This window comes from Clostridia bacterium (assembly GCA_036654455.1).
Lineage (GTDB): Bacteria > Bacillota > Clostridia > Christensenellales > CAG-314 > JAVVRZ01.
Genome location: JAVVRZ010000001.1, coordinates 249,866 through 269,976, shown reverse-complemented (window position 1 = coordinate 269,976; position 20,111 = coordinate 249,866). Strand labels below are relative to the sequence as shown.

Genomic DNA, 20,111 nt, shown 5'->3' with positions numbered 1-20,111 from the left:
AATGAAAATTTTAGTTATCAATGCGGGCAGTAGCTCGCTTAAATATCAATTAATCAATATGGCAGACAATAGCGTTATTGCAAAAGGTCTTTGCGAGAGAATAGCTATTGACGGTTCGGTATTAACTCATAAGGCAAATGGCAAGTCCTATGTTTTTGAAAAAGATATGCCTAACCACACGGTAGCTATCAAAATGGTTCTTGACTGTTTAGTTAGCAAGGAATGTGGCGTTATTAAGTCTATGGACGAAATAAGCGCAGTAGGACACCGTATTGTTCACGGCGCAGAAGATTATTCTAGCTCGGTTTTAATCGACCAAAAAGTGTTAGATTCTTGTAAACTTAACAGCGAACTAGCGCCTCTACATAACCCTGCAAATATTATGGGAATAGTAGCTTGTCAAGCCGTTATGCCTAAAACTCCTATGGTTGGCGTATTTGACACCGCTTTTCACGCAACAATGCCTCAAAAAGCTTATCTATATGGTATCTCCTACCAAGATTACAAGCAATATCGCATACGTAAATACGGCTTTCACGGCACAAGCCACCAATTTGTTTCGCAAGAAGCTGCAAAATATCTAAATAAACCTATAAAAGAACTTAAAACGATTACTTGTCACTTAGGCAACGGTTCTTCAATCACAGCAGTAAACGGCGGAATAAGCGTAGAAACATCAATGGGCTTTACGCCCTTAGACGGACTTCCAATGGGTACTCGTTCGGGTTCGATTGACCCGGCTATTGTTGAGTTTTTAATGCAAAAAACCAATAAAACAATATCGCAAGTTCTTAAACACTTAAACGCCGAGTGCGGTATGTTAGGGCTTTCGGGCAATAGCAGTGATTTTAGAGATTTAACTGGCGAAGAAAATCTTGCAAAAGAATATAACAAACGTGCAGTAGACATCTTTGCTTATCGTGTTAAAAAGTATATCGGCGAATATAGCGCAGTTATGAATGGTCTAGACTGTCTAGTATTTACCGCAGGCGTCGGCGAGAATACCCCTTATGTAAGAGAACAGGCTTGCGAAGATATGGATTATTTAGGCATCAAACTTGATTTAGACAAAAACAATAATTGCCCACGTGGACAAATTGTTGATTTGTCAGCCCCAACCTCAAAAGTTAAGATTTTGGTCATTCCAACCAACGAAGAATTAGTAATTGCCCAAGAAACTCAAAGGGTTATTAAAAAATAGTAAAAATTGTTTGACAAACGCAGACAAAGCAAGTATAATTGCGACTGTGTCTAATATGTAAATGGGGGTGCGAAATTATGGCAGTACCAAAATGTAAAGTATCTAAGCAAAGAAAACATACCAGAGCGGCTAACTGGAAAGCAGCTACTCCGGGCCTTTCTACTTGCCCACAGTGTCACGAGCTTAAATTGTCTCATAGAGTATGCGAAGGCTGCGGTTATTACGACGGAAAAGCAATAGTAATAGAGAAAGAGAAAAAGAAGTAATTTTTAGTTTGATACCAATCAAAAGTAGGTTAGCTTTGTCTAGCCTACTTTTTTTGTGAAACAATTTATCAATTTTGTGAAACATATTATAAATTTATCAAAAAGTATTGCAAGAGTAGTCATAGTAAGGTATAATTAATAACATTAAATAGGGAGTAGTATTATGAAAATTGTAGTTGATTGTTACGGCGGAGATTATTCCCCGCAAGAAACGGTAAAAGGGTGTCTTCTAGCGCTTATGCAAAATCAAGATATTAACCTTGTTCTAACGGGAAATGCCGTCGAACTTACTAATCTAGTAGGCGGTAAATTTGACGGTCGCATCGAATATCTAAACGCTAGCGAAGTAATCACAAACCTTGACGTACCCACTACGGCTATTAGAACAAAAAAAGATTCTTCTTTGGTTGTCGCCCTTGACAGAGTTAAAAATGACGACGAGTGCGTAGGAATGGTTAGCTCGGGCAGTACTGGCGCAGTTCTTACTGGCGCAGTCTTAAAAATCGGTCGTATCGAGGGCGTTTCTCGTCCTGCCTTACTTCCGCTACTTCCAACATTAAATGGCGGTAAAGTATTGCTAATTGACTGCGGAGCAAACGTCGATTGCAAGCCAGCTATGCTTGTTCAATTTGCTTACCTTGCTATAAGCTACGCAAATAGCGTGCTGGGTATAAGTTCGCCAAGAGTAGCTCTTTTAAGTAATGGAACAGAAGACAAGAAAGGTAACGAATTTACTAAACAAGTCTTTGAACTACTCAAACAAGAACCTATTAATTTCGTAGGCAATATGGAGGCAAGGGATATTCTTTCGGGCAGTTACGACATTGTAGTAGCTGACGGTATGTACGGTAACATAGCTTTAAAGGCTTGCGAAGGTACGGCAACTACTATGTTAAAAATGATTAAGCAAGAAATATCTAAGGGGTTTTTCACAAAGTTAGGCGCTTTACTTGCCAAGCCTGCATTTAGAAGGGTTAAATCTCGTATGGATTACAACCAAAATGGCGGAGCGCCGTTTGTAGGCATAAACAAAATATTAATTAAAGCTCACGGAGCAAGCAAGGCTAATTCGATTTGTTGCGCTATCGAGCAAGTCAAGGAAATGCACAAAAGTAATTTTATCAACAAGATAAAAGATACTTTGCCACGTAACAATGAACAATAGTTTAACGGCTTTACAAACAATATTAGGTTACAATTTTTCTAACGTTGACCTTTTAATCAAGGCGTTGACGCATTCGTCCTACGCAAATCAACATAATTTAACAAGCAACGAGCGTATGGAATTTTTAGGCGACGCAGTGCTTCAAATAATTGTATCTAAGTATATTTATGACCATTCTAAGCAAGACGAAGGCGAGTTGTCAAAAATTCGTTCTTCTATTGTTTCTGCCGAAACTTTGTCCGCCGTTGCAAGGTCGCTAAAATTACAAGAATATTTGTATTTAGGCGACAGCCAACTTATGCTTAGAGATACGTTACATTTAAAAATTTACGCAAATTTATACGAATCAATACTTTGTGGAATTTATCTTGACGGAGGCTATATTAACGCTCAACAATTTGTATTAAATACATTGTCTAATCAACTCGACCAAAGCATAAGCGGTAATTTTTATAGCAACCCCAAGACAATGTTACAAGAATATTGTCAAAAAAATAAAATATCAATCAAATATAAACAAGCGTTTAAGCGTGGACCCGACCACAACCCCGAATTTTGTTACGAACTTTATCTAGACGGAGTTTTAGTTTCTAGCGGTCTAGGCGGTTCGAAATTAATAGCCCAAACTGTTTCGGCAAGCAATGCCCTAGAAATTATCAGCAAAAAGGAGCAAAAGTGAATCTTAAAGAAATACAAATATATGGTTTTAAGTCGTTTAGCGACAAATTATCTCTTAAATTTGACTATCCAATAACTGGCGTTGTTGGACCTAACGGTTGCGGAAAATCTAACGTCGTTGACGCTATTCGCTGGGTTTTAGGCGAACAGTCGGCAAAAGCGTTAAGAGGCAAAACTATGCTTGACTTAATTTTTTCAGGCACAGAACAAAGAAAATCTATGAGTTATTGCGAAGTTACCTTAATTCTTGACAATAAGCCACGTATTTTTCCAATAGACTTGGACGAAATTACCATTTCTCGTAAACTTTATCGCAGTAACGAAAGCGAATATTATCTTAATAAAAATTTGACTAGGCTTAAAGACATAAGCGACTTATTGCGTGAAGCCGGACTAGGTCGAGAAGGTTATTCAATAGTAGGACAAGGTAGAATGGACGCTATTTTAAACGCTCGTCCCGAAGACCGTCGAGCAATTTTTGAAGAAGCGTTAGGAATATCAAAATTTCGTGTTCGCAAAGCCGAAACCGAGAAGAAACTTGAAAAAACTCGTGATAATATAGTTCGACTTTACGACATTATAAACGAACTTAATCGTCAGCTAACTCCGCTTAAAAAACAAGCTAACGACACCCAAAAATATCTAGCCTTAGTCGAGGAACTTAAATATCACGAAATAAACAGTTACATATATAATTATGACAATTCTAGCGCAAATAAAAATGCTATTAAACAAAAAATTGTTGCCATAGACGAACAGCTTGCCATTTCGCAAGACAAATATAAACAAGCGTTTGCTCTATACGAAAAATTATTTGCCGAAATTACCGATATTGACGCTGTAATTACCGATTTAAGACGCACGCAATTAAATTTATCGGTTTTAATCGAGCGTTATTCGGGAGAATTGAAACTTCTTAATGAAAGAATTAAACATAACGGTGAAAATAATAAAAAATTAAACGTTGAAATAGACGACCTAAAAACTCTTATTTCTAACACCGAACACAATATAGAACTTACTAAAAAATCTACAATCGAGATGAAGGAACAAGAAGGGTTAATCACCGCCCACTTGGAAACACTTAAACAGGAACATTTTAGTTATCTTGACGCTATTACGATAGCGCAAGAAAAGTTAGACAAAAAACGAAAAGAATTAATGGTTATCATTGATAGGCTTAGCGTTCAACGTTCAAAGACCTCAGTAGTTAAAGGCGAGCTAAACAGCTTGCTTTCACGCATTTCTCGTATTGACAACGACTGCGACGAAATTACAAATAGGTTAAATCAAATGAGTCAGTCGCAAAGCAAAGAAATTAAAGATTTAATCGATAGCAATTTTGCCTACCAAACAACGCAAGAAATGGCAGGTCAAATTGACGGTTACGTGCTAAATGTTTCTACTGCGTTATCAAAAATGACGCTTGATCAAGGCTTAACTCAATATATTAATTCTTTGGTTGAGAATATTAGCTTAAAATGTAAAACCGAATTAAAAGCAGATAATGTCAAAGCCGAAAACTGGCAACAAAATTTAATTCTTATGTCGGTTTTAGCCGAAAGACTGGCAAAATTTTCAGCCTTACAAGAGGCAAAAATTGAGAATAGAAATAAATTACTTAAAGAAAAACAAGAAATTAGCGGAAAATGCGATTTTTTAAAACTATCTTTGCAAGACTCTTTATCGCAAGAAGAAATAATTCAACAAGAAAAAGATACTTCTGCCGAGTCGGCTAATCAAATTCAAAAAGAATTTACCATAGTAAAAGATAAAAAAGACCGTATTCAAGAAGAAATTAACAACAATAAATTAAAGCTTGCAGGTATTACTTCAAATATTCGTTCGTACGAAAGTAGAATTAGTTCTTATAATCAAACGCTTTCTCGTTCAAACATTGATATTAATCAAAAAAAGCGTCAAATTGCTATGAACGAAATACAAATTAAAGATTTGTATAACCAAATAAATAGTAGCGGAGGTAACGCCGAAGAAGTTGCAGAACTTAACGGAATTACCCAAAAATTAGAAAGCGCCGATAAACTTAAAAAAGATATACAAAGCAAATTTAGCGAGGCTGACCACGACCGACAATTTTATCTAGCCGAAGTTCAACAACATACCGAGAGCAAAAATAAAGAAGAATTTAATCTTGTAAGGCTTGACGACGATATGAAATTAGCCCAACAGCGTATGGAAGACGAATATGATTTAACATATAGTTCGGCTATGCGTTACAAAGACATAAATTACAATTTTGAGGCAAGCAAACCGCAAATTGGCAAACTTCGCAATTCCATATCTCGCTTAGGTTATATTAACCAAAACGCTATTGAAGATTACAACAGCACACAAAAGCGTTATGACGAAATAAATACTCAAATAGAAGACCTTAAAAAAGCCGAAGCCGACCTAACAAAGTTTTTGAAAGACATCACAAGGGAAATTACCGTAAGATTTAACGATGGTTTTGAGATTATTAACGCTAATTTTGGTATGGTGTTCAAAGAGCTATTTGCCGGCGGACACGCCCACATGACTATCGACCGACAAGAAAACAAAGAAGAAATGGATTATGGTATCGAAATAGAGGCTCAGCCTCCGGGCAAAAAACTTCAAAATATTACCTTACTATCGGGCGGAGAACGCACTTTAACCGCAGTTGCAATACTGTTTGCCATACTTAAACTTAGACCAATGCCTTTTTGCGTACTAGACGAAATTGAAGCCGCCCTAGACGACGCAAACGCTCAGCGCATATCTAGCTACATTAAAAAGTTTGTAGAAGATACGCAATTTATAATAATTACCCACAAAAAGCCAACCATGGAGAGTTGCGACGTTCTTTATGGCGTTACAATGGAAGAAAAGGGCGTAAGCAAGATTGTATCGGTACAGTTGACCGACGCTCTGTCAACTATTGCAAACTAAGGCGACGCTTTTATGCAAATTGCAGTGATTATTAATTAAAGCAAACTAACAATACAGCAATATAATGTTTGCCTAGAACAAACTAAGCAATACAGCGTCTAAATAATTAACTAGAAAAACTAAGCAATACAGCGTCTAAATAATTAACTAGAAAAACTAGGCAATACAGCGTCTAAATAATTAACTAGAAAAACTAAGCAATACAGCGTCTAAATAATTAACTAGAAAAACTAAATAATTAAGTAGGTATTCGATATGAATATATTCTCACGTATAGCGCAAGGACTTAAAAAAACTAAACAAGCGATAAGCTTTACCATTGCTCAACTCTTTAAAAAGGGCATTTTTGGCGAAGAATTTTATCAAGAGCTTGAAGAACTTCTTTTGTCGGCTGACGTTGGCGCTTACGCAACCGAAGGCATTATCGACCAACTTAAAGAAAAGATGGTAAAAGATAAAGTAACCGATACTGCAAAAGCTAGACAATATCTTAAAGAAACCTTGATTGAAAACCTTTACGACTCTACCTTTGAGCTTACTTTTCCCGTTGTCATTATGGTTGTAGGCGTAAACGGCGTTGGCAAAACTACTACTATTGGTAAACTTGCAAATTACTATACTACGCAGGGCAAAAGCGTGCTTGTGGCCGCCGCAGATACGTTTAGAGCCGCCGCAGCCGAGCAACTTGAAGTTTGGTGCAAACGAGCAAACGTACGCTTAGTCAAACATAGTCAAGGTTCAGACCCCGCAGCCGTAGTTTTTGACTGTTTAAGTTCGGCTAAGGCTCATAACACTGACATTGTAATAATAGATACGGCAGGCAGACTTCACAATAAAGTTAACTTGATGGAAGAACTTAAAAAGATAAATCGAGTTGTCGCAAGAGAATATCCTAACGCAACGCAAAAAAATTTACTTGTTCTTGACGCTACAACGGGGCAAAATGCCCTTTCCCAAGTAGAAATATTTAATCAAACCATAGACTTAGACGGTATTGTGCTTACTAAACTTGATGGTACGGCAAAAGGCGGAGTTATATTTGCTATCGCCGCCGAAAAAGAATTGCCGGTATATTTTGTAGGTCTAGGCGAGGGGATTGACGATTTAATTCCGTTTGACGAACAAGCTTTTGTTGAAAGTATTATTTAAAAATTTAATTAAATTTGTTTGACAACTTTAATATTTATGATATAATCTAGGTGTAAAGTAAATTTGCTTTACACCTTAATTTATGAACAAAACACAAGACAAACTTCAAACAATTATGCTTTTTGATATCTATGGCAAATTGCTAACCGAAAAACAAGCTAATATGCTTAACTTGTTCTACAATTATGACAATTCGCTTGCCGAACTTGCCGAGCAATACAATATTTCTAGGCAAGGCGCTTATGATTTTGTTACAACTGCCGAGCAACAGCTACTCAATTATGAGCATAAACTTGGCTTACTGGAAAAATACGATTTAATTAAGCAAACGGTTACAAATATTAAAGATAATTTAAGCGGGGAAGAAGTTTATCTTCAACAGCAAATTTTACAGCAACTACAAATCTTAACTAATATAGTAGGCGGTGAATAAATGGCATTTTTTACTACTCTTGCGGACAAGATTAATCACGTATTTTCTAAACTTACAAATAGAGGCGCTTTGACCGAGCTAGAAATTAAGCAAGCAATGAGAGAGATTAGAATAGCCTTGCTTGAAGCCGACGTTAATATCTTAGTCGCCAAAGACTTTATTGCCCGAGTAACCGAAAAGGCATTAGGCGAGCATATCCTTAAATCGCTCTCGCCCGGTCAACAGGTAATTAAAATTGTAAATCAAGAGCTTATAGCTCTACTTGGTAGCGAGCAAAGTAAACTATTAGTTTCTAGCAAACTACCAACCGTAATAATGATGTGCGGTCTACAAGGCGCAGGCAAGACAACAATGTGCGGTAAACTTGGCGTCTACCTTAAAAAGCAGAATAAGCGTCCCTTGTTAGTAGCTTGCGATATCTATCGTCCCGCCGCTATTACTCAGTTAGAAATTGTAAGCAAGAAGGCTGACGTTGGCTTTTTCCAAATGGGTACGGCAAACCCTACAAAAATACTCTCTAAGGCTATCGAATATGCGCTAGCTAATAATTTTGACACAGTTATTGCCGATACCGCAGGCAGACTTCACATTAACACCGACTTGATGAAGGAACTCACCGACATCAAGAAGAATATATCCATAACCGAGACCTTACTTGTCGTTGACGCAATGACCGGACAAGATGCAGTAACGGTAGCTAAGACTTTTGAAGATTCAATCGGTCTAACTGGCGTAATTGTAACTAAGCTTGACGGCGATACTAGGGGAGGCGCAATTCTTTCAATTAGAGCGGTTTGCAATAAGCCAATTAAATTGACTGGAACAGGCGAAAAACTCACTGACTTAGAACCTTTCTATCCCGATAGAATAGCTAATCGTATACTGGGTATGGGCGACGTTCTAACATTGATTGAAAAAGCTCAAATGTCGGTAAGCGAGCAAGACGCTAGGGCAATGGCAAAGAAACTTAAAGATTCGACCTTTACTCTTGACGACTACTTAACGCAGATGGACAGTATGGCTAAGATGGGCAATCTTAACGACTTAATGGGTATGATTCCAAATGCGGGCAAACTCGGGCTTAAAGATGCGCAAATTGACCCCAAAGACGTTTCTCACACTAAGGCGATTATTCTTTCAATGACGCCAAAAGAAAGACAAGATACCAAGATACTCAATTATTCTCGTCGCAAACGCATAGCTAGCGGTAGTGGAGTTACAGTCGCCGAGGTAAATAAATTAGTTAAACAATTTGAGCAAACCAAAGAAATGATGCGTAGGTTTGGCAAAAAAGGCGCAAAGTTACCTTTCTAAATTACAAAATTACAAACATAAATAATACAAACAAAATATATTAAATTTACTCGGAGGAAAAATTACAATGGCAGTTAAAATGAGAATGACAAGACTAGGAAGCAACAAGACACCCTTTTACCGTGTGGTAGTGACAGACTCACGCACAGCAAGAGATGGCGCATATATCGATTTACTCGGTACTTATGATCCTCTTAAAAATCCAGCCGAAATTAAGCTTGACGAAGAAAAAGTTAAACTTTGGCTTGCTAAGGGCGTTACGCCTTCGGACACAGTAAGAGATTTACTTGTAAAGCAAGGCTTATTAGCTTCTAAGAAAGTTACGAAGGACTAATATAATGATTGAAGCAGTAAGGTTTATTATCGAACATCTTGTCGACAATAAACAAGATATCTCGATTACTTCTTCGCTTGAAAACGGCGTAGAAACAATCACCGTTAAAGTTGCGCCCGGCGATGTCGGTAAAGTTATCGGCAAAAAAGGCAAAATAGTAACGGCAATTCGCACAATCTTTAAGGCGGCAGGCATTAAGAACGGGCAAAGATACGCAATCGAAATTGCAGATTAACTAATATGAAATTAATCGGCGTTATTGTCAAAGCGCACGGCATTAAAGGCGAAGTTAAATTGTCGTGTTTACTTGACAATTTAGCTCAATTTACCAAATTAAAGAATTGCTATATCAATGACGCTCTAACGCATATTTCTAGCGTTAGAGCGCTTACTGATACTTTATTTATAGTCAAATTTGATGGCGTAAACACACGCAACGACGCCGAAGAACTTGCTAACGCAAAAGTCTATGTCGAAAGTCAAAATTTAACTTTACCCGACAATAGATTTTTTATCGACGACTTAATTGATTGTCAAGTAATACTTAGTTCAGGCGAAGTAGTAGGCAAACTCGCTTCGGTCTTGCAAGGTAAAGGCGCAGATGTCTTCACCGTAGAGTGTTCTAATGGCAAGACAATTATGTTTCCTTTTATTGTCGGCTTGCTTAAAAATGTAGATTTAACTAAAAAACAAATTACTCTTGAAGAACAACGTTTTAATGAGGTTAGCGTTTATGAAAATTGATATTTTAACGCTTTTTCCCGAAATGTTTACGCCTTTATCGGCATCGCTACTAGGTAAAGCTCGGGAAAAACAACTTCTTACAATCAACGTTTATGATATTCGTAAGTTTTCGCAAGACAAACATAGCAAATGCGACGACTATACTTTTGGCGGAGGGGCAGGTATGCTACTTACTCCTCAACCCATTCACGACTGTATTAATTTCGTAGACAGCGAGCATAAAGCTAAGCGCATTTATATGTCGCCTAAGGGCGTGACGCTTACTCAGCAAGTCGTAAAGAGTCTTGCCGAAGAAGAACACATACTGTTGTTATGCGGTCACTACGAAGGCATTGACCAACGAATTATTGACCTTGACATAGATTACGAACTTTCAATAGGCGATTATGTTTTAACCGGAGGCGAACTAGCTTCAATGGTAGTTGTCGACGCTGTGTCACGTTATGTAGACGGCGTGCTAGGCAGTAGTCAATCGGTAGTCGATGAAAGTTTTAGCAACAACTCTTTGGAATATCCTCAATATACCCGCCCGCAAGTTTTTTGCGGTCTTTCCGTTCCGCCCGTACTTATTAGCGGTAATCACCAAGAAGTTGACAAATGGCGAGAAGAACAATCTCAACTAATGACAAAACGGTTTCGTCCCGATTTACTCAATAAGGATTAATTATGATACAATGGTTTCCCGGTCACATGAACAAAGCTCTGCGAGTTATGGGCGAAAACATCTCTTTATGCCAATGCGTAGGGTATGTGCTTGACGCTCGCGCTCCGTATTCTTGCCTTAATCCGCAATTTAACAAGTTATTTGCCAACAAACCTACGGTATTTATTCTTAACAAATGCGACCTTGCCGACAAGCAAATTGTTGACAAATGGTTATCTTTTTTTAAAGAAAGGGGTCACCCTTGCATAGCTCTTTCTAGCATTAACAGCGCAGAAAAAAATAAACTCCAAGCAACTTTTCTCAACGCTTGCCAAGAATTTACTAACACTTGCAAAGCTCGTGGAATAATTCGCCCGGTAAGAGTTATGATTCTCGGCGTTCCCAACTCGGGAAAGTCAACGCTTATCAACTGTCTTTCGGCTAGAAAAGCTACCGTAACAGGCGATAAACCCGGAGTAACTAAGGGAAAACAGTGGGTAAGACTTGATAACGGTCTTGAACTTCTTGATACGCCAGGCACTCTTTGGCCTAAATTTGACGACGAGCTAACCGGTAAACACTTGTTTTTTATAGGTAGTATTAAAGAAGAAATAGTTGACATAGTAACTCTTGCGCAAGATTTGCTTGCCGAGCTTGCTCAGCTTTATTCTTCGCTCTTAATCGAACGCTATAAACTTACCGAATTGCTTTCGCCCGAAGAAACGCTTAAACAAATTTGTATCAAACGAGGATATCTACTTAGCGGTAATATTCCCGACCTCGAACGTGGCGCAAAGGCAATAATCGACGACTTTCGCAAAGCCAAAATAGGTCGTATTTGTCTTGAACAACCCAAACAAAAGTTGTGAAAAGTCAAACTATCGACAACTTAATTTATGAACGACAACTTAATGCAAAAGGGCTAATTCGCCTTGCCGGAGTTGACGAAGTCGGTAGAGGCTGTCTTGCAGGTCCCGTGCTGACCGCTTGCGTAGAATTACCTTTAAATGATATTATTGAGGGCGTAACCGACAGCAAACTGCTTAGTCCTGCAAAAAGAGAAAAGCTATACGAGCAAATTATCAGTAAAGCTACTCAATATCATATAGGCATTGTTTCTCCTCAACAAATTGACAAAATTAATATTTTAAACGCTACCAAACTCGCAATGACTTCTTGTATTGAACAAATGCAAGATATTGACTGTGTTTTAATTGATGCGGTTTGTCTAAAAGCTACAAAGTTTCCTACTTTTTCCTTAGTAAAAGGCGACCTGCTAAGTTATTTAATCGCCTCCGCAAGCATAGTTGCGAAAGTTACTAGGGATAGGCTAATGCAAGAGCTGTCAGCCAAATATCCTTTTTATGACTTTGCTTCAAACAAAGGCTATGGTACTGCAAAACATATAACAGCCCTTAAACGATACGGTTTTTGTGAGATACACCGTAAGACTTTTATAACTCACTTTACAAATGTTTAACAAGATTTTAGGCGCTTTTGGAGAAATTAAAGCTACCAACTATTTAAAAAAGTTGGGCTACAAAATTCTTAAACGCAATTATCGTTGCCCAATAGGCGAAATAGATATAATTTGTTTAGATAAGGGAGTGTTAGTTTTTGTAGAAGTTAAGTATCGTAAAAATTTAGACTATGGCAGACCTTCGCAAGCCGTAAATAAACATAAGCAAGGTAAAATTATTCAAGTTGCAAAATATTATATAGTCGAACACGATATAGTCAATACATTTTGTCGTTTTGACTGCGTAGAAATAATTGATAAACAAATTAATCATATTATCTCGGCTTTTACAAGATAATCTACTTAAAAGCTAAGATTATAGTTAATAATGCTTATAAAATAAGCTAAAAATTGACTTAAAACATTTGCCAAGTTAGGCAAATTGTGCTAGTATAACTAGGTACTTCGGGTGTTCCGCTGACATCTATATGTGAATGAACACTTAGTAAACTTAAATTTAATAAGGAGAAAAAGTAAGAATTATGGACATTATCACAGCAATCGAAAAAGATAGTCTTAATCCAAATGTTCCTCAATTTAACGTCAGCGACACAGTTAGAGTGTTCTTTAAAGTTATTGAAGGTAACAAAGAAAGGCTACAAGCCTATGAAGGCATTGTTATCGCTCGCAAACACGGCGGACTAAGAGAAAGTTTCACAGTAAGAAGAATTTCTTCGGGTATCGGCGTAGAGAGGACTTTCCCACTACACAGCCCCAAGATTGAAAGAGTCGAGATTTTACGCAAAGGTTCGGTTAGGAGAGCAAAACTTTACTATCTACGTGATAGGACGGGCAAAGCTGCAAAGATTAAGGAAAAAGTTTAATAGCGAATTTTCTTTTTGGCAACACTTACGTGTTGCCTTTTTGTATATTAAATACATAATTATGGCGTTTTTGTATAAATAAGTCAAAAAGGCTTGTAATTATTTATTATTCACTCTATACTAAAAACATATTTTCTACTAGGAGAATTAAATTATGCTTAGCAGAGTTTACAGTTTTGCTCTAAACGGACTAGAAGGCATACCTTTAACTATCGAAGTTGATATTCAAACCGGTCTTCCCGGGGTGGATATTGTTGGTCTTGCAGACACTGCGGTTAAAGAGTCAAAAGAGCGTGTTCGTTCGGCTATAAAAAATAGCGGTTATAAATATCCAATAGCTTCGGTTATAGTCAACCTTGCCCCTGCCGATATCAAAAAAGAAGGTAGTATGTATGACCTTCCAATAGCGCTTGGAATTTTACAATCTTGTTCAACCATAGTTTGCGACAAAATTAACGAATACATTATTTTAGGCGAATTATCTTTAAACGGCGACGTTAAACACGTAAACGGCATACTTCCAATGTTAATTTCGGCAAAACAATTAGGGTATAAAAATGTTATTGTTCCCAAAGAAAACAGCAAAGAAGCAAGTTTTACGCAAGGTTTAAAGGTCTTTGCGGTAGATAGTCTTAGAGAAACCATAGAATTTTTAACTAATCAAACCGAGCTTACGCCTATTGAAACTGACGGTTGGAAGAACGACACTTCAATAACTTACGACAACGACATTAAATACATTAAAGGTCAATATTCGGCAAAACGAGCTATGGAAATTGCCGTAAGCGGGGGACATAATATTTTGTTGATAGGCCCTCCCGGCGCAGGCAAAACTATGTTAGCTAGGGCAGTTCCTTCAATTATGCCCGATTTGACTTTTGACGAAGCCTTAGAGATTGCTAAAATTTATAGCGTCGCAGGACTACTCGACGACGGAATGATTAGAGTTCGTCCTTTCCGTTCGCCTCACCATACCGCTACTACCGTCGCCCTTGTTGGCGGAGGGGCAAAAATTAAACCCGGCGAAATATCCTTAGCGCATTATGGCGTGCTTTTTCTTGACGAATTGCCTGAATATACTAGACAAAGTCTAGAAACATTGCGTCAACCCTTAGAAGACGGCGTTATTACTATTTCCCGAGCGCAAGGAACTATTACATATCCGTCTAACTTTATTTTAATAGCCAGTATGAACCCTTGTCCTTGCGGTAATTTTGGTAGCGCAAATCAAGTTTGCACTTGCACCGCTTCGCAAATTGTTAAATATATGCGTAAACTTTCTGCGCCCTTGCTTGACCGTATTGATATACATATTGAAGTTGACAACATCGAATACTCTCAACTTGTAAGCCAAAACGAAGAAGAATCTTCTTCAAGCGTAAAATTAAGGGTAAATTCGGCGCGTAAAATACAAGCGACAAGATTTATTAATTCTACTCACCATTGTAACGCTCAACTTACTTCGGCAGAAATTAAAAAGTATTGTAAGCTTGACCAAGAAAGCGATAATTTACTTAGACAAGCTTTTGAAAGGCTTAAATTGTCGGCAAGAGCGTATAATCGTATTTTAAAAGTGGCTCGAACAATCGCTGACCTTGATAATTCCAACGATATTTTACCTTCTCATATTGCCGAAGCCATACAATATAGGTCGCTTGACCGTAAATTTGGGGTAATGTAAACAAAAATGTTTAAAATAAAGCAAAAAGTTTGCCTTCTTCTGTCAACATTAGGTTTTGGCACTCCTTTGAAACGTTACCAATTACTTAATTTGTTTGGGGGCGCAGAAGAACTTTTTATGAATATTGAGTCACACTCGCAAGAAATAATCGATTTAATAGGACAAACCGCCTATGTTAGACTTAAATATTCGGCAAATGAGGCATTTTGTGATAGCCTATATCTAGATTTACTTTCTAAGGGCATTATTCCAGTTACTTATTATTGTTCAAACTATCCTAAATTATTTAAACAAATGCCCGACCCGCCACTAGCTATTTATTGTAAAGGAAATTTAGACTTACTTAATTCTGCTTGTTTTGCAGTTGTTGGCACAAGAAAAGCTTCGCTCTATGGCAAAAAAGTCGCAAGCATATATGTTGCCGAACTCGCTAAACGTTATACAATAGTTAGCGGTCTTGCATACGGAATTGATACGGTAGCTCACCAAACCACTTTAAATTGTTTAGGAAAAACTGTCGCAGTATTAGGTAGCGGATTACTAAATGTTTATCCTGTTGAAAATCAAGCTCTTTCGCAGTCTATTGTTGATAACGGCGGACTACTTATAAGCGAATATCAAGCTTACGACTCGCCAAATCAATATAATTTTCCAATGCGTAACCGTTTAATCTCAGGGCTAAGCAAAGGCATTTTAATAGTAGAAGCTCCGTTAAAAAGTGGCGTTATGTCGACTTACGAATATGCGCTTGAACAAGGCAAAGATATTTATGTTGTTCCGGGAGATATATTTGACACTAATTTTAAGGGAAGTAATCAAATTCTTAAATCTTTGCAAGGCGCTATGACGCTTAGTCCGCAAGACATACTTAATTGCGACTTATCAGTTGCAATTCCAAAACCGCCTATACAATTAAATATGGAGGAGCAAATAGTAGTTGACGAATTGATACAAGGTAAGTTACACTTTGATGATATTGTCAATAGAACCAAGTTAAAAAGTTCTACATTAAATTTTATTCTTGCAAACCTAGAACTTAAAGGTATAATTTGCAAGCTCGTCGGGAACTTTTATCAATATCTTAATACGGAGGAATAATAGTGAAATTAGTAATAGTTGAATCGCCGTCAAAGGCAAAAACAGTAGCTAAATATTTATCAAACGATTATATAGTAGACGCATCGGGAGGTCACATAAGAGATTTGCCCGAAAAAAAACTTGCGGTAGATATTGCAAACAATTTTGAGCCAATTTATGAAGTATATCCCGACAAAAAAGAAGTCATAGCTAGGCTAGTTAGCAAAGCAAAAAAATGCGATGAAGTCTTGCTTGCAACTGACCCGGACCGAGAAGGCGAGGCTATTTCCTGGCACCTTCAACACGTGCTAAAACTTTCGCCTAAGTTAAAAAACCGCATTACATTTAATGAAATTAGCAAAAAAGCCGTAGAAAATTCAATTAAAAATCCTGACTTTGTCAACATAAATTTAGTTAACGCTCAACAAGCAAGGCGAGTGCTTGATAGACTTGTAGGCTATAAACTTTCGCCCGTACTATGTAAAAAGATACAACCTAAACTTTCAGCCGGCAGAGTTCAATCGGCAACTTTAAAAATCGTAGTAGATAGGGAACGAGAAATTAATTCGTTTATACCCGAAGAATTTTGGACGGTTTCGGCTAATCTACAAAAATTAAATCAAAAGACCACTTTTAAGGCTCTCCTTACCACCTACAACCAACAGAAACTTAGAATTGCTAGTAGTATTGAGTGCCAACAAGCTCTAAGCCAGATGTCGGGCAAACCCTTTGTTACACAGTCGGTTAAGCGTTCTATAACAACTTCTTCGCCTTTTGCGCCTTTTACCACTAGCTCAATGCAACAAGACGCAGTCAATAAATTAAAAATGAGTAGCAAGAAATGTATGCAAACCGCTCAACAACTTTATGAAGGTATTGACGTCAACGGCGAGCATACCGCCTACGTTACCTATATTCGTACCGACTCGGTTAGAGTTTCTGCCGATGCGACTAATCAAGCCCGAGAATATATTGCCTTGACCTATGGCAAAGATTATATTCCCGAAAAGCCAAACTTTTATTCTTCGAAAAAGTCAGCCCAAGACGCTCACGAAGCTATAAGACCAATAAATCCCGAAGTTACACCCGAGCTAGTTAAAAACAAAATGACCAAAGACCAATATCAACTTTACAAATTAATTTACGATAGATTTTTGGCAAGTTGCGCTAGCAAAGCTAGTTACGACAGTCTTTCAGTTGTAATTGATTGCAACGGTTATGGTTTTAAGGCAAGTGGCAAAACTGTAATCTTTGATGGTTATACCAAGCTTTACAATTATTCTAAGAGCGAAGAAGACGACGACGCTACCTTACCTAATTTGAGCGAGGGCGAAGTTCTTAAACTGGTTGAACTTCAACACGAGCAAAAATTTACTAAACCTTTGCCACGCTATACCGAAGCTAGTATAATCAAGACAATGGAAGATAACGGAATAGGCAGACCCAGCACTTATACAAGCACTTTATCTACTCTTTTTGCAAGAAAATACTTAGATAAAGACACTAAATCGCTAATTCCCACTTCGCTAGGCATTACTGTTATCGAATATTTAGAGAAAAACTTCGCCGATATAATTAACATTAAATTTACGGCTCAAATGGAAGATAAACTCGATACTATCGAAGAAGACGCTACGGTTTCGTGGCAAGAAATAGTAGGGGAATACTACAAACCGCTTGCTCAAATGATAAGCAAGGCTTCAACAAGCGATATTGCGCCGATTGAAGGCGAACAAGAATTTATCGACTGCGAAAGCTGTGGCGGTAAAAATACTATGGCGATAAAAGTTGGGCGTTTTGGCAGATATTACCATTGCGAAACTTGCGGAGCGAACAAATCACTTAAAAATTTAAATAAAAAGCCACCCGAAGTTAGCGATAAAGTTTGCGATAAATGTGGCGCTCCAATGCTAATTCGTGAGGGAAGAATGGGCAAATTTCTTGCTTGTTCGGCGTATCCAAAGTGTAAAAACACTATTTCTTTGCAGGAATATATTGCAAAATGTCCTAAGTGTGGCAACAACATTATTAAGCGCTTAGGCAAATCTAAGGCGTTTTACGGTTGTTCGGCTTACCCTACCTGCGACTATGTTAGTTGGGATATGCCAACAGACATCAAATGTCCAAATTGTCAAACCAACCTTGTTATAAAAGAACTTCAAAAGGGTAAATTCTATTCTTGTCCCAACAAAGAATGCGATTATAAAAAGAAAATAGAAGAATAGTATACTCAATTATTTAAATAGTAAAAATTTAACTATTAAAATCATATCAACAGAATAGAGGACAACAGTTGAAAATTAAAATTATAGGCGCAGGGCTTGCCGGTTGCGAATGCGCATATCAAATAGCTAAATGCGGTATTGCGGTGACATTAATTGAGAGTAAGCCTCTCGCTCATTCTCCCGTACATAAATTAGATACTTATGCCGAGTTAGTTTGTTCTAATTCGCTTAAAAGTAACGACATTTCTACTGCGGGCGGACTAATCAAGCAAGAACTTCGTTTGCTTGATAGTTTGCTTATTAATTCTGCCGACAAAACAACCGTACCTGCGGGGTCGGCGCTTGCAGTAGACCGAGAGGAATTTTCTCGGTTAGTTACAAGCCGTTTGCAAGCTATGCCCAATATTGAAATAATTAATAGGGAAGAAGATAGTATTTTACCTTCAAACGACGAAATTGTAGTAGTCGCCACAGGTCCGCTAACAAGTCAAAAACTTTTGCCCTCGCTACAAGCCTTTTCGGGCGAGTTTTTACATTTTTACGACGCAGTCGCCCCAATAGTCACAGCCGAAAGCCTTGATAAGTCTAATTACTTTATCGCAAGCCGTTATGATAGGGGCGAAAAAGATTATATTAATTGCCCTTTGACTAAGCAACAATTCGAAATTTTTTGGCACGAGCTAATTTCCGCCCAAAGAGCAACCCTTAAAGACTACGAAAAGAATGTTTTTGAAGGCTGTATGCCTATTGAAGTTATGGCAAGTCGAGGCATAGAGACTATTCGTTACGGTATGTTTAAGCCGGTAGGGCTATTTAACCCAGCCGAAAATTTACGTCCGTACGCCGTACTTCAACTTCGCAAAGAGAATGTCGAGGGTAGCCTATATAACTTAGTAGGTTGTCAAACCAATCTTCTATTTGGCGAACAAAAGCGTGTTTTTGGATTAATTCCGGCGCTTGCTAATGCCGAATTTGTCCGTTACGGAGTAATGCACAAGAATATTTTTATCAATTCGCCCGATTTGCTTAACAACTTTTTTCAATCGAAACAATACCCAAATTTGTTTTTTGCCGGACAAATTAGCGGAGTAGAAGGCTACTGCGAATCAATCGCAAGCGGACTCCTTTGCGGTATAAATATCGCGCGATTTATTAAAAAATTGCCTCTTTTAACACTTGACAATTCTACTATTTTAGGCGCATTATCTAATTATATAAGTAATAAAAATTCTAATTTTCAACCTATGAATGCAAATTTTGGCATACTTAGCCCTCTTGACCAAATTATAAAGGACAAAAAAGCTAAAAAAATGGCGTATGCCGAGCGTTCAATTAATAATATAAGTAAGATTGCTCAAACAATCAAAGGAGATTTACTATGACAATTTATTCGGATACTATACGAGGCACAACAATTTGCGCAGTATCTAGGTTTGGCAGAATTGCAATAGCCGGCGATGGTCAAGTCACACAAGGCGAAAACGTTATTCTCAAAGGTAACGCTGTAAAAGTTCGTCGTATTTATAACGGGTCGGTAGCTGTCGGTTTTGCAGGTTCTGTTGCCGACGCATTTACTTTAACTGAAAAATTTGAGGCTATGCTTCAAAAATATACGGGCAACCTTATGCGTAGCGCAGTTGAGCTTGCTCAACTATGGCGTACTGATAAAATGCTTCGTAAACTTGACGCAATGATGATTGTAGCCGACAAAACAAACTTTTTAATTTTATCGGGCGCAGGCGATGTTATCGAACCCGAAAATGGTATTTGCGCAATAGGTAGCGGAGGAAATTTTGCTCTTTCGGCTGCACGAGCTTTATACGGTTTTACCGAACTTTCGGCAAAAGAAATAGCGTATCAAGCTCTTAAAATTGCAAGCGATATTTGTGTTTATACAAATTCTAATATAACTGTGGAGGAACTATAA

At 37.8% G+C, this 20,111-nt stretch carries 21 protein-coding genes; all 21 read left to right on the top strand.

The window, feature by feature from the left end; translation table 11 throughout:
- Position 1 precedes the first annotated feature (1 nt).
- Complete coding sequence (locus RR062_01335) at positions 2-1,201, top strand: acetate kinase (protein ID MEG2026365.1); 1,200 nt, start codon at positions 2-4, stop codon at positions 1,199-1,201.
- A 77-nt stretch (positions 1,202-1,278) separates the two neighbouring features.
- Positions 1,279-1,467, top strand: coding sequence for a 50S ribosomal protein L32 (rpmF, locus tag RR062_01330; protein ID MEG2026364.1), 189 nt, complete (start codon positions 1,279-1,281; stop codon positions 1,465-1,467).
- Between the two features lie 163 nt (positions 1,468-1,630).
- The gene (gene plsX, locus RR062_01325) at positions 1,631-2,632 is read left to right on the top strand and encodes a phosphate acyltransferase PlsX (GenBank protein MEG2026363.1); all 1,002 of its coding nucleotides are present in this window, start codon (positions 1,631-1,633) and stop codon (positions 2,630-2,632) included.
- Positions 2,622-3,311, top strand: coding sequence for a ribonuclease III (gene rnc / locus RR062_01320; GenBank protein ID MEG2026362.1), 690 nt, complete (start codon positions 2,622-2,624; stop codon positions 3,309-3,311). The genes plsX and rnc overlap by 11 nt, the downstream gene beginning before the upstream one ends.
- Positions 3,308-6,241, top strand: coding sequence for an AAA family ATPase (locus RR062_01315; GenBank protein MEG2026361.1), 2,934 nt, complete (start codon positions 3,308-3,310; stop codon positions 6,239-6,241). Before rnc ends, RR062_01315 begins: the two co-directional genes overlap by 4 nt.
- Before the next feature lie 255 nt (positions 6,242-6,496).
- On the top strand, positions 6,497-7,390 hold the full coding sequence (gene ftsY / locus RR062_01310; protein ID MEG2026360.1) for a signal recognition particle-docking protein FtsY: 894 nt from the start codon (positions 6,497-6,499) through the stop codon (positions 7,388-7,390).
- A gap of 82 nt (positions 7,391-7,472) precedes the next feature.
- Positions 7,473-7,823 carry a DNA-binding protein gene (locus RR062_01305; GenBank protein ID MEG2026359.1) on the top strand — a complete coding sequence of 117 codons (351 nt, stop codon included), beginning with the start codon at positions 7,473-7,475 and terminating at the stop codon, positions 7,821-7,823.
- Positions 7,824-9,137, top strand: a complete 1,314-nt coding sequence (ffh, locus tag RR062_01300; GenBank protein MEG2026358.1) for a signal recognition particle protein — start codon at positions 7,824-7,826, stop codon at positions 9,135-9,137.
- 67 nt (positions 9,138-9,204) lie between these two features.
- Positions 9,205-9,471 (top strand): 30S ribosomal protein S16, encoded by a 267-nt coding sequence (rpsP, locus tag RR062_01295; protein ID MEG2026357.1) that lies wholly within the window; start codon positions 9,205-9,207, stop codon positions 9,469-9,471.
- Between the two features lie 4 nt (positions 9,472-9,475).
- Positions 9,476-9,706: a KH domain-containing protein gene (locus RR062_01290; protein ID MEG2026356.1), complete on the top strand. Its 231-nt coding sequence runs from the start codon at positions 9,476-9,478 to the stop codon at positions 9,704-9,706.
- Positions 9,707-9,711: 5 nt separating this feature from the next.
- Positions 9,712-10,215 carry a ribosome maturation factor RimM gene (rimM, locus tag RR062_01285; GenBank protein MEG2026355.1) on the top strand — a complete coding sequence of 168 codons (504 nt, stop codon included), beginning with the start codon at positions 9,712-9,714 and terminating at the stop codon, positions 10,213-10,215.
- Positions 10,205-10,879, top strand: coding sequence for a tRNA (guanosine(37)-N1)-methyltransferase TrmD (trmD, locus tag RR062_01280; GenBank protein ID MEG2026354.1), 675 nt, complete (start codon positions 10,205-10,207; stop codon positions 10,877-10,879). The genes rimM and trmD overlap by 11 nt, the downstream gene beginning before the upstream one ends.
- 2 nt (positions 10,880-10,881) lie before the next feature.
- Positions 10,882-11,727, top strand: a complete 846-nt coding sequence (gene ylqF / locus RR062_01275; GenBank protein MEG2026353.1) for a ribosome biogenesis GTPase YlqF — start codon at positions 10,882-10,884, stop codon at positions 11,725-11,727.
- Positions 11,724-12,338 carry a ribonuclease HII gene (locus tag RR062_01270; protein ID MEG2026352.1) on the top strand — a complete coding sequence of 205 codons (615 nt, stop codon included), beginning with the start codon at positions 11,724-11,726 and terminating at the stop codon, positions 12,336-12,338. Before ylqF ends, RR062_01270 begins: the two co-directional genes overlap by 4 nt.
- Positions 12,331-12,675 (top strand): YraN family protein, encoded by a 345-nt coding sequence (locus RR062_01265; GenBank protein MEG2026351.1) that lies wholly within the window; start codon positions 12,331-12,333, stop codon positions 12,673-12,675. The genes RR062_01270 and RR062_01265 overlap by 8 nt, the downstream gene beginning before the upstream one ends.
- Before the next feature lie 184 nt (positions 12,676-12,859).
- Positions 12,860-13,201, top strand: a complete 342-nt coding sequence (rplS, locus tag RR062_01260) for a 50S ribosomal protein L19 (GenBank protein MEG2026350.1) — start codon at positions 12,860-12,862, stop codon at positions 13,199-13,201.
- Positions 13,202-13,355: 154 nt separating this feature from the next.
- Positions 13,356-14,882 (top strand): YifB family Mg chelatase-like AAA ATPase, encoded by a 1,527-nt coding sequence (locus RR062_01255; protein MEG2026349.1) that lies wholly within the window; start codon positions 13,356-13,358, stop codon positions 14,880-14,882.
- 6 nt (positions 14,883-14,888) lie between these two features.
- Positions 14,889-15,980 (top strand): DNA-processing protein DprA, encoded by a 1,092-nt coding sequence (gene dprA / locus RR062_01250; protein ID MEG2026348.1) that lies wholly within the window; start codon positions 14,889-14,891, stop codon positions 15,978-15,980.
- 2 nt (positions 15,981-15,982) lie between these two features.
- The gene (gene topA / locus RR062_01245) at positions 15,983-18,184 is read left to right on the top strand and encodes a type I DNA topoisomerase (protein ID MEG2026347.1); all 2,202 of its coding nucleotides are present in this window, start codon (positions 15,983-15,985) and stop codon (positions 18,182-18,184) included.
- A gap of 68 nt (positions 18,185-18,252) precedes the next feature.
- Complete coding sequence (trmFO, locus tag RR062_01240; GenBank protein MEG2026346.1) at positions 18,253-19,566, top strand: methylenetetrahydrofolate--tRNA-(uracil(54)-C(5))-methyltransferase (FADH(2)-oxidizing) TrmFO; 1,314 nt, start codon at positions 18,253-18,255, stop codon at positions 19,564-19,566.
- Positions 19,563-20,111, top strand: a complete 549-nt coding sequence (hslV, locus tag RR062_01235) for an ATP-dependent protease subunit HslV (protein MEG2026345.1) — start codon at positions 19,563-19,565, stop codon at positions 20,109-20,111. Before trmFO ends, hslV begins: the two co-directional genes overlap by 4 nt.

Bases quoted from the DNA above. Each gene is read 5' to 3' on its own strand.
- RR062_01335 (MEG2026365.1), top strand. From the start codon at position 2: ATGAAAATTTTAGTTATCAATGCGGGCAGTAGCTCGCTTAAATATCAA.
- rpmF (MEG2026364.1), top strand. From the start codon at position 1,279: ATGGCAGTACCAAAATGTAAAGTATCTAAGCAAAGAAAACATACCAGA.
- plsX (MEG2026363.1), top strand. From the start codon at position 1,631: ATGAAAATTGTAGTTGATTGTTACGGCGGAGATTATTCCCCGCAAGAA.
- rnc (MEG2026362.1), top strand. From the start codon at position 2,622: ATGAACAATAGTTTAACGGCTTTACAAACAATATTAGGTTACAATTTT.
- ftsY (MEG2026360.1), top strand. From the start codon at position 6,497: ATGAATATATTCTCACGTATAGCGCAAGGACTTAAAAAAACTAAACAA.
- RR062_01305 (MEG2026359.1), top strand. From the start codon at position 7,473: ATGAACAAAACACAAGACAAACTTCAAACAATTATGCTTTTTGATATC.
- ffh (MEG2026358.1), top strand. From the start codon at position 7,824: ATGGCATTTTTTACTACTCTTGCGGACAAGATTAATCACGTATTTTCT.
- rpsP (MEG2026357.1), top strand. From the start codon at position 9,205: ATGGCAGTTAAAATGAGAATGACAAGACTAGGAAGCAACAAGACACCC.
- RR062_01290 (MEG2026356.1), top strand. From the start codon at position 9,476: ATGATTGAAGCAGTAAGGTTTATTATCGAACATCTTGTCGACAATAAA.
- rimM (MEG2026355.1), top strand. From the start codon at position 9,712: ATGAAATTAATCGGCGTTATTGTCAAAGCGCACGGCATTAAAGGCGAA.
- trmD (MEG2026354.1), top strand. From the start codon at position 10,205: ATGAAAATTGATATTTTAACGCTTTTTCCCGAAATGTTTACGCCTTTA.
- ylqF (MEG2026353.1), top strand. From the start codon at position 10,882: ATGATACAATGGTTTCCCGGTCACATGAACAAAGCTCTGCGAGTTATG.
- RR062_01265 (MEG2026351.1), top strand. From the start codon at position 12,331: ATGTTTAACAAGATTTTAGGCGCTTTTGGAGAAATTAAAGCTACCAAC.
- rplS (MEG2026350.1), top strand. From the start codon at position 12,860: ATGGACATTATCACAGCAATCGAAAAAGATAGTCTTAATCCAAATGTT.
- RR062_01255 (MEG2026349.1), top strand. From the start codon at position 13,356: ATGCTTAGCAGAGTTTACAGTTTTGCTCTAAACGGACTAGAAGGCATA.
- dprA (MEG2026348.1), top strand. From the start codon at position 14,889: ATGTTTAAAATAAAGCAAAAAGTTTGCCTTCTTCTGTCAACATTAGGT.
- hslV (MEG2026345.1), top strand. From the start codon at position 19,563: ATGACAATTTATTCGGATACTATACGAGGCACAACAATTTGCGCAGTA.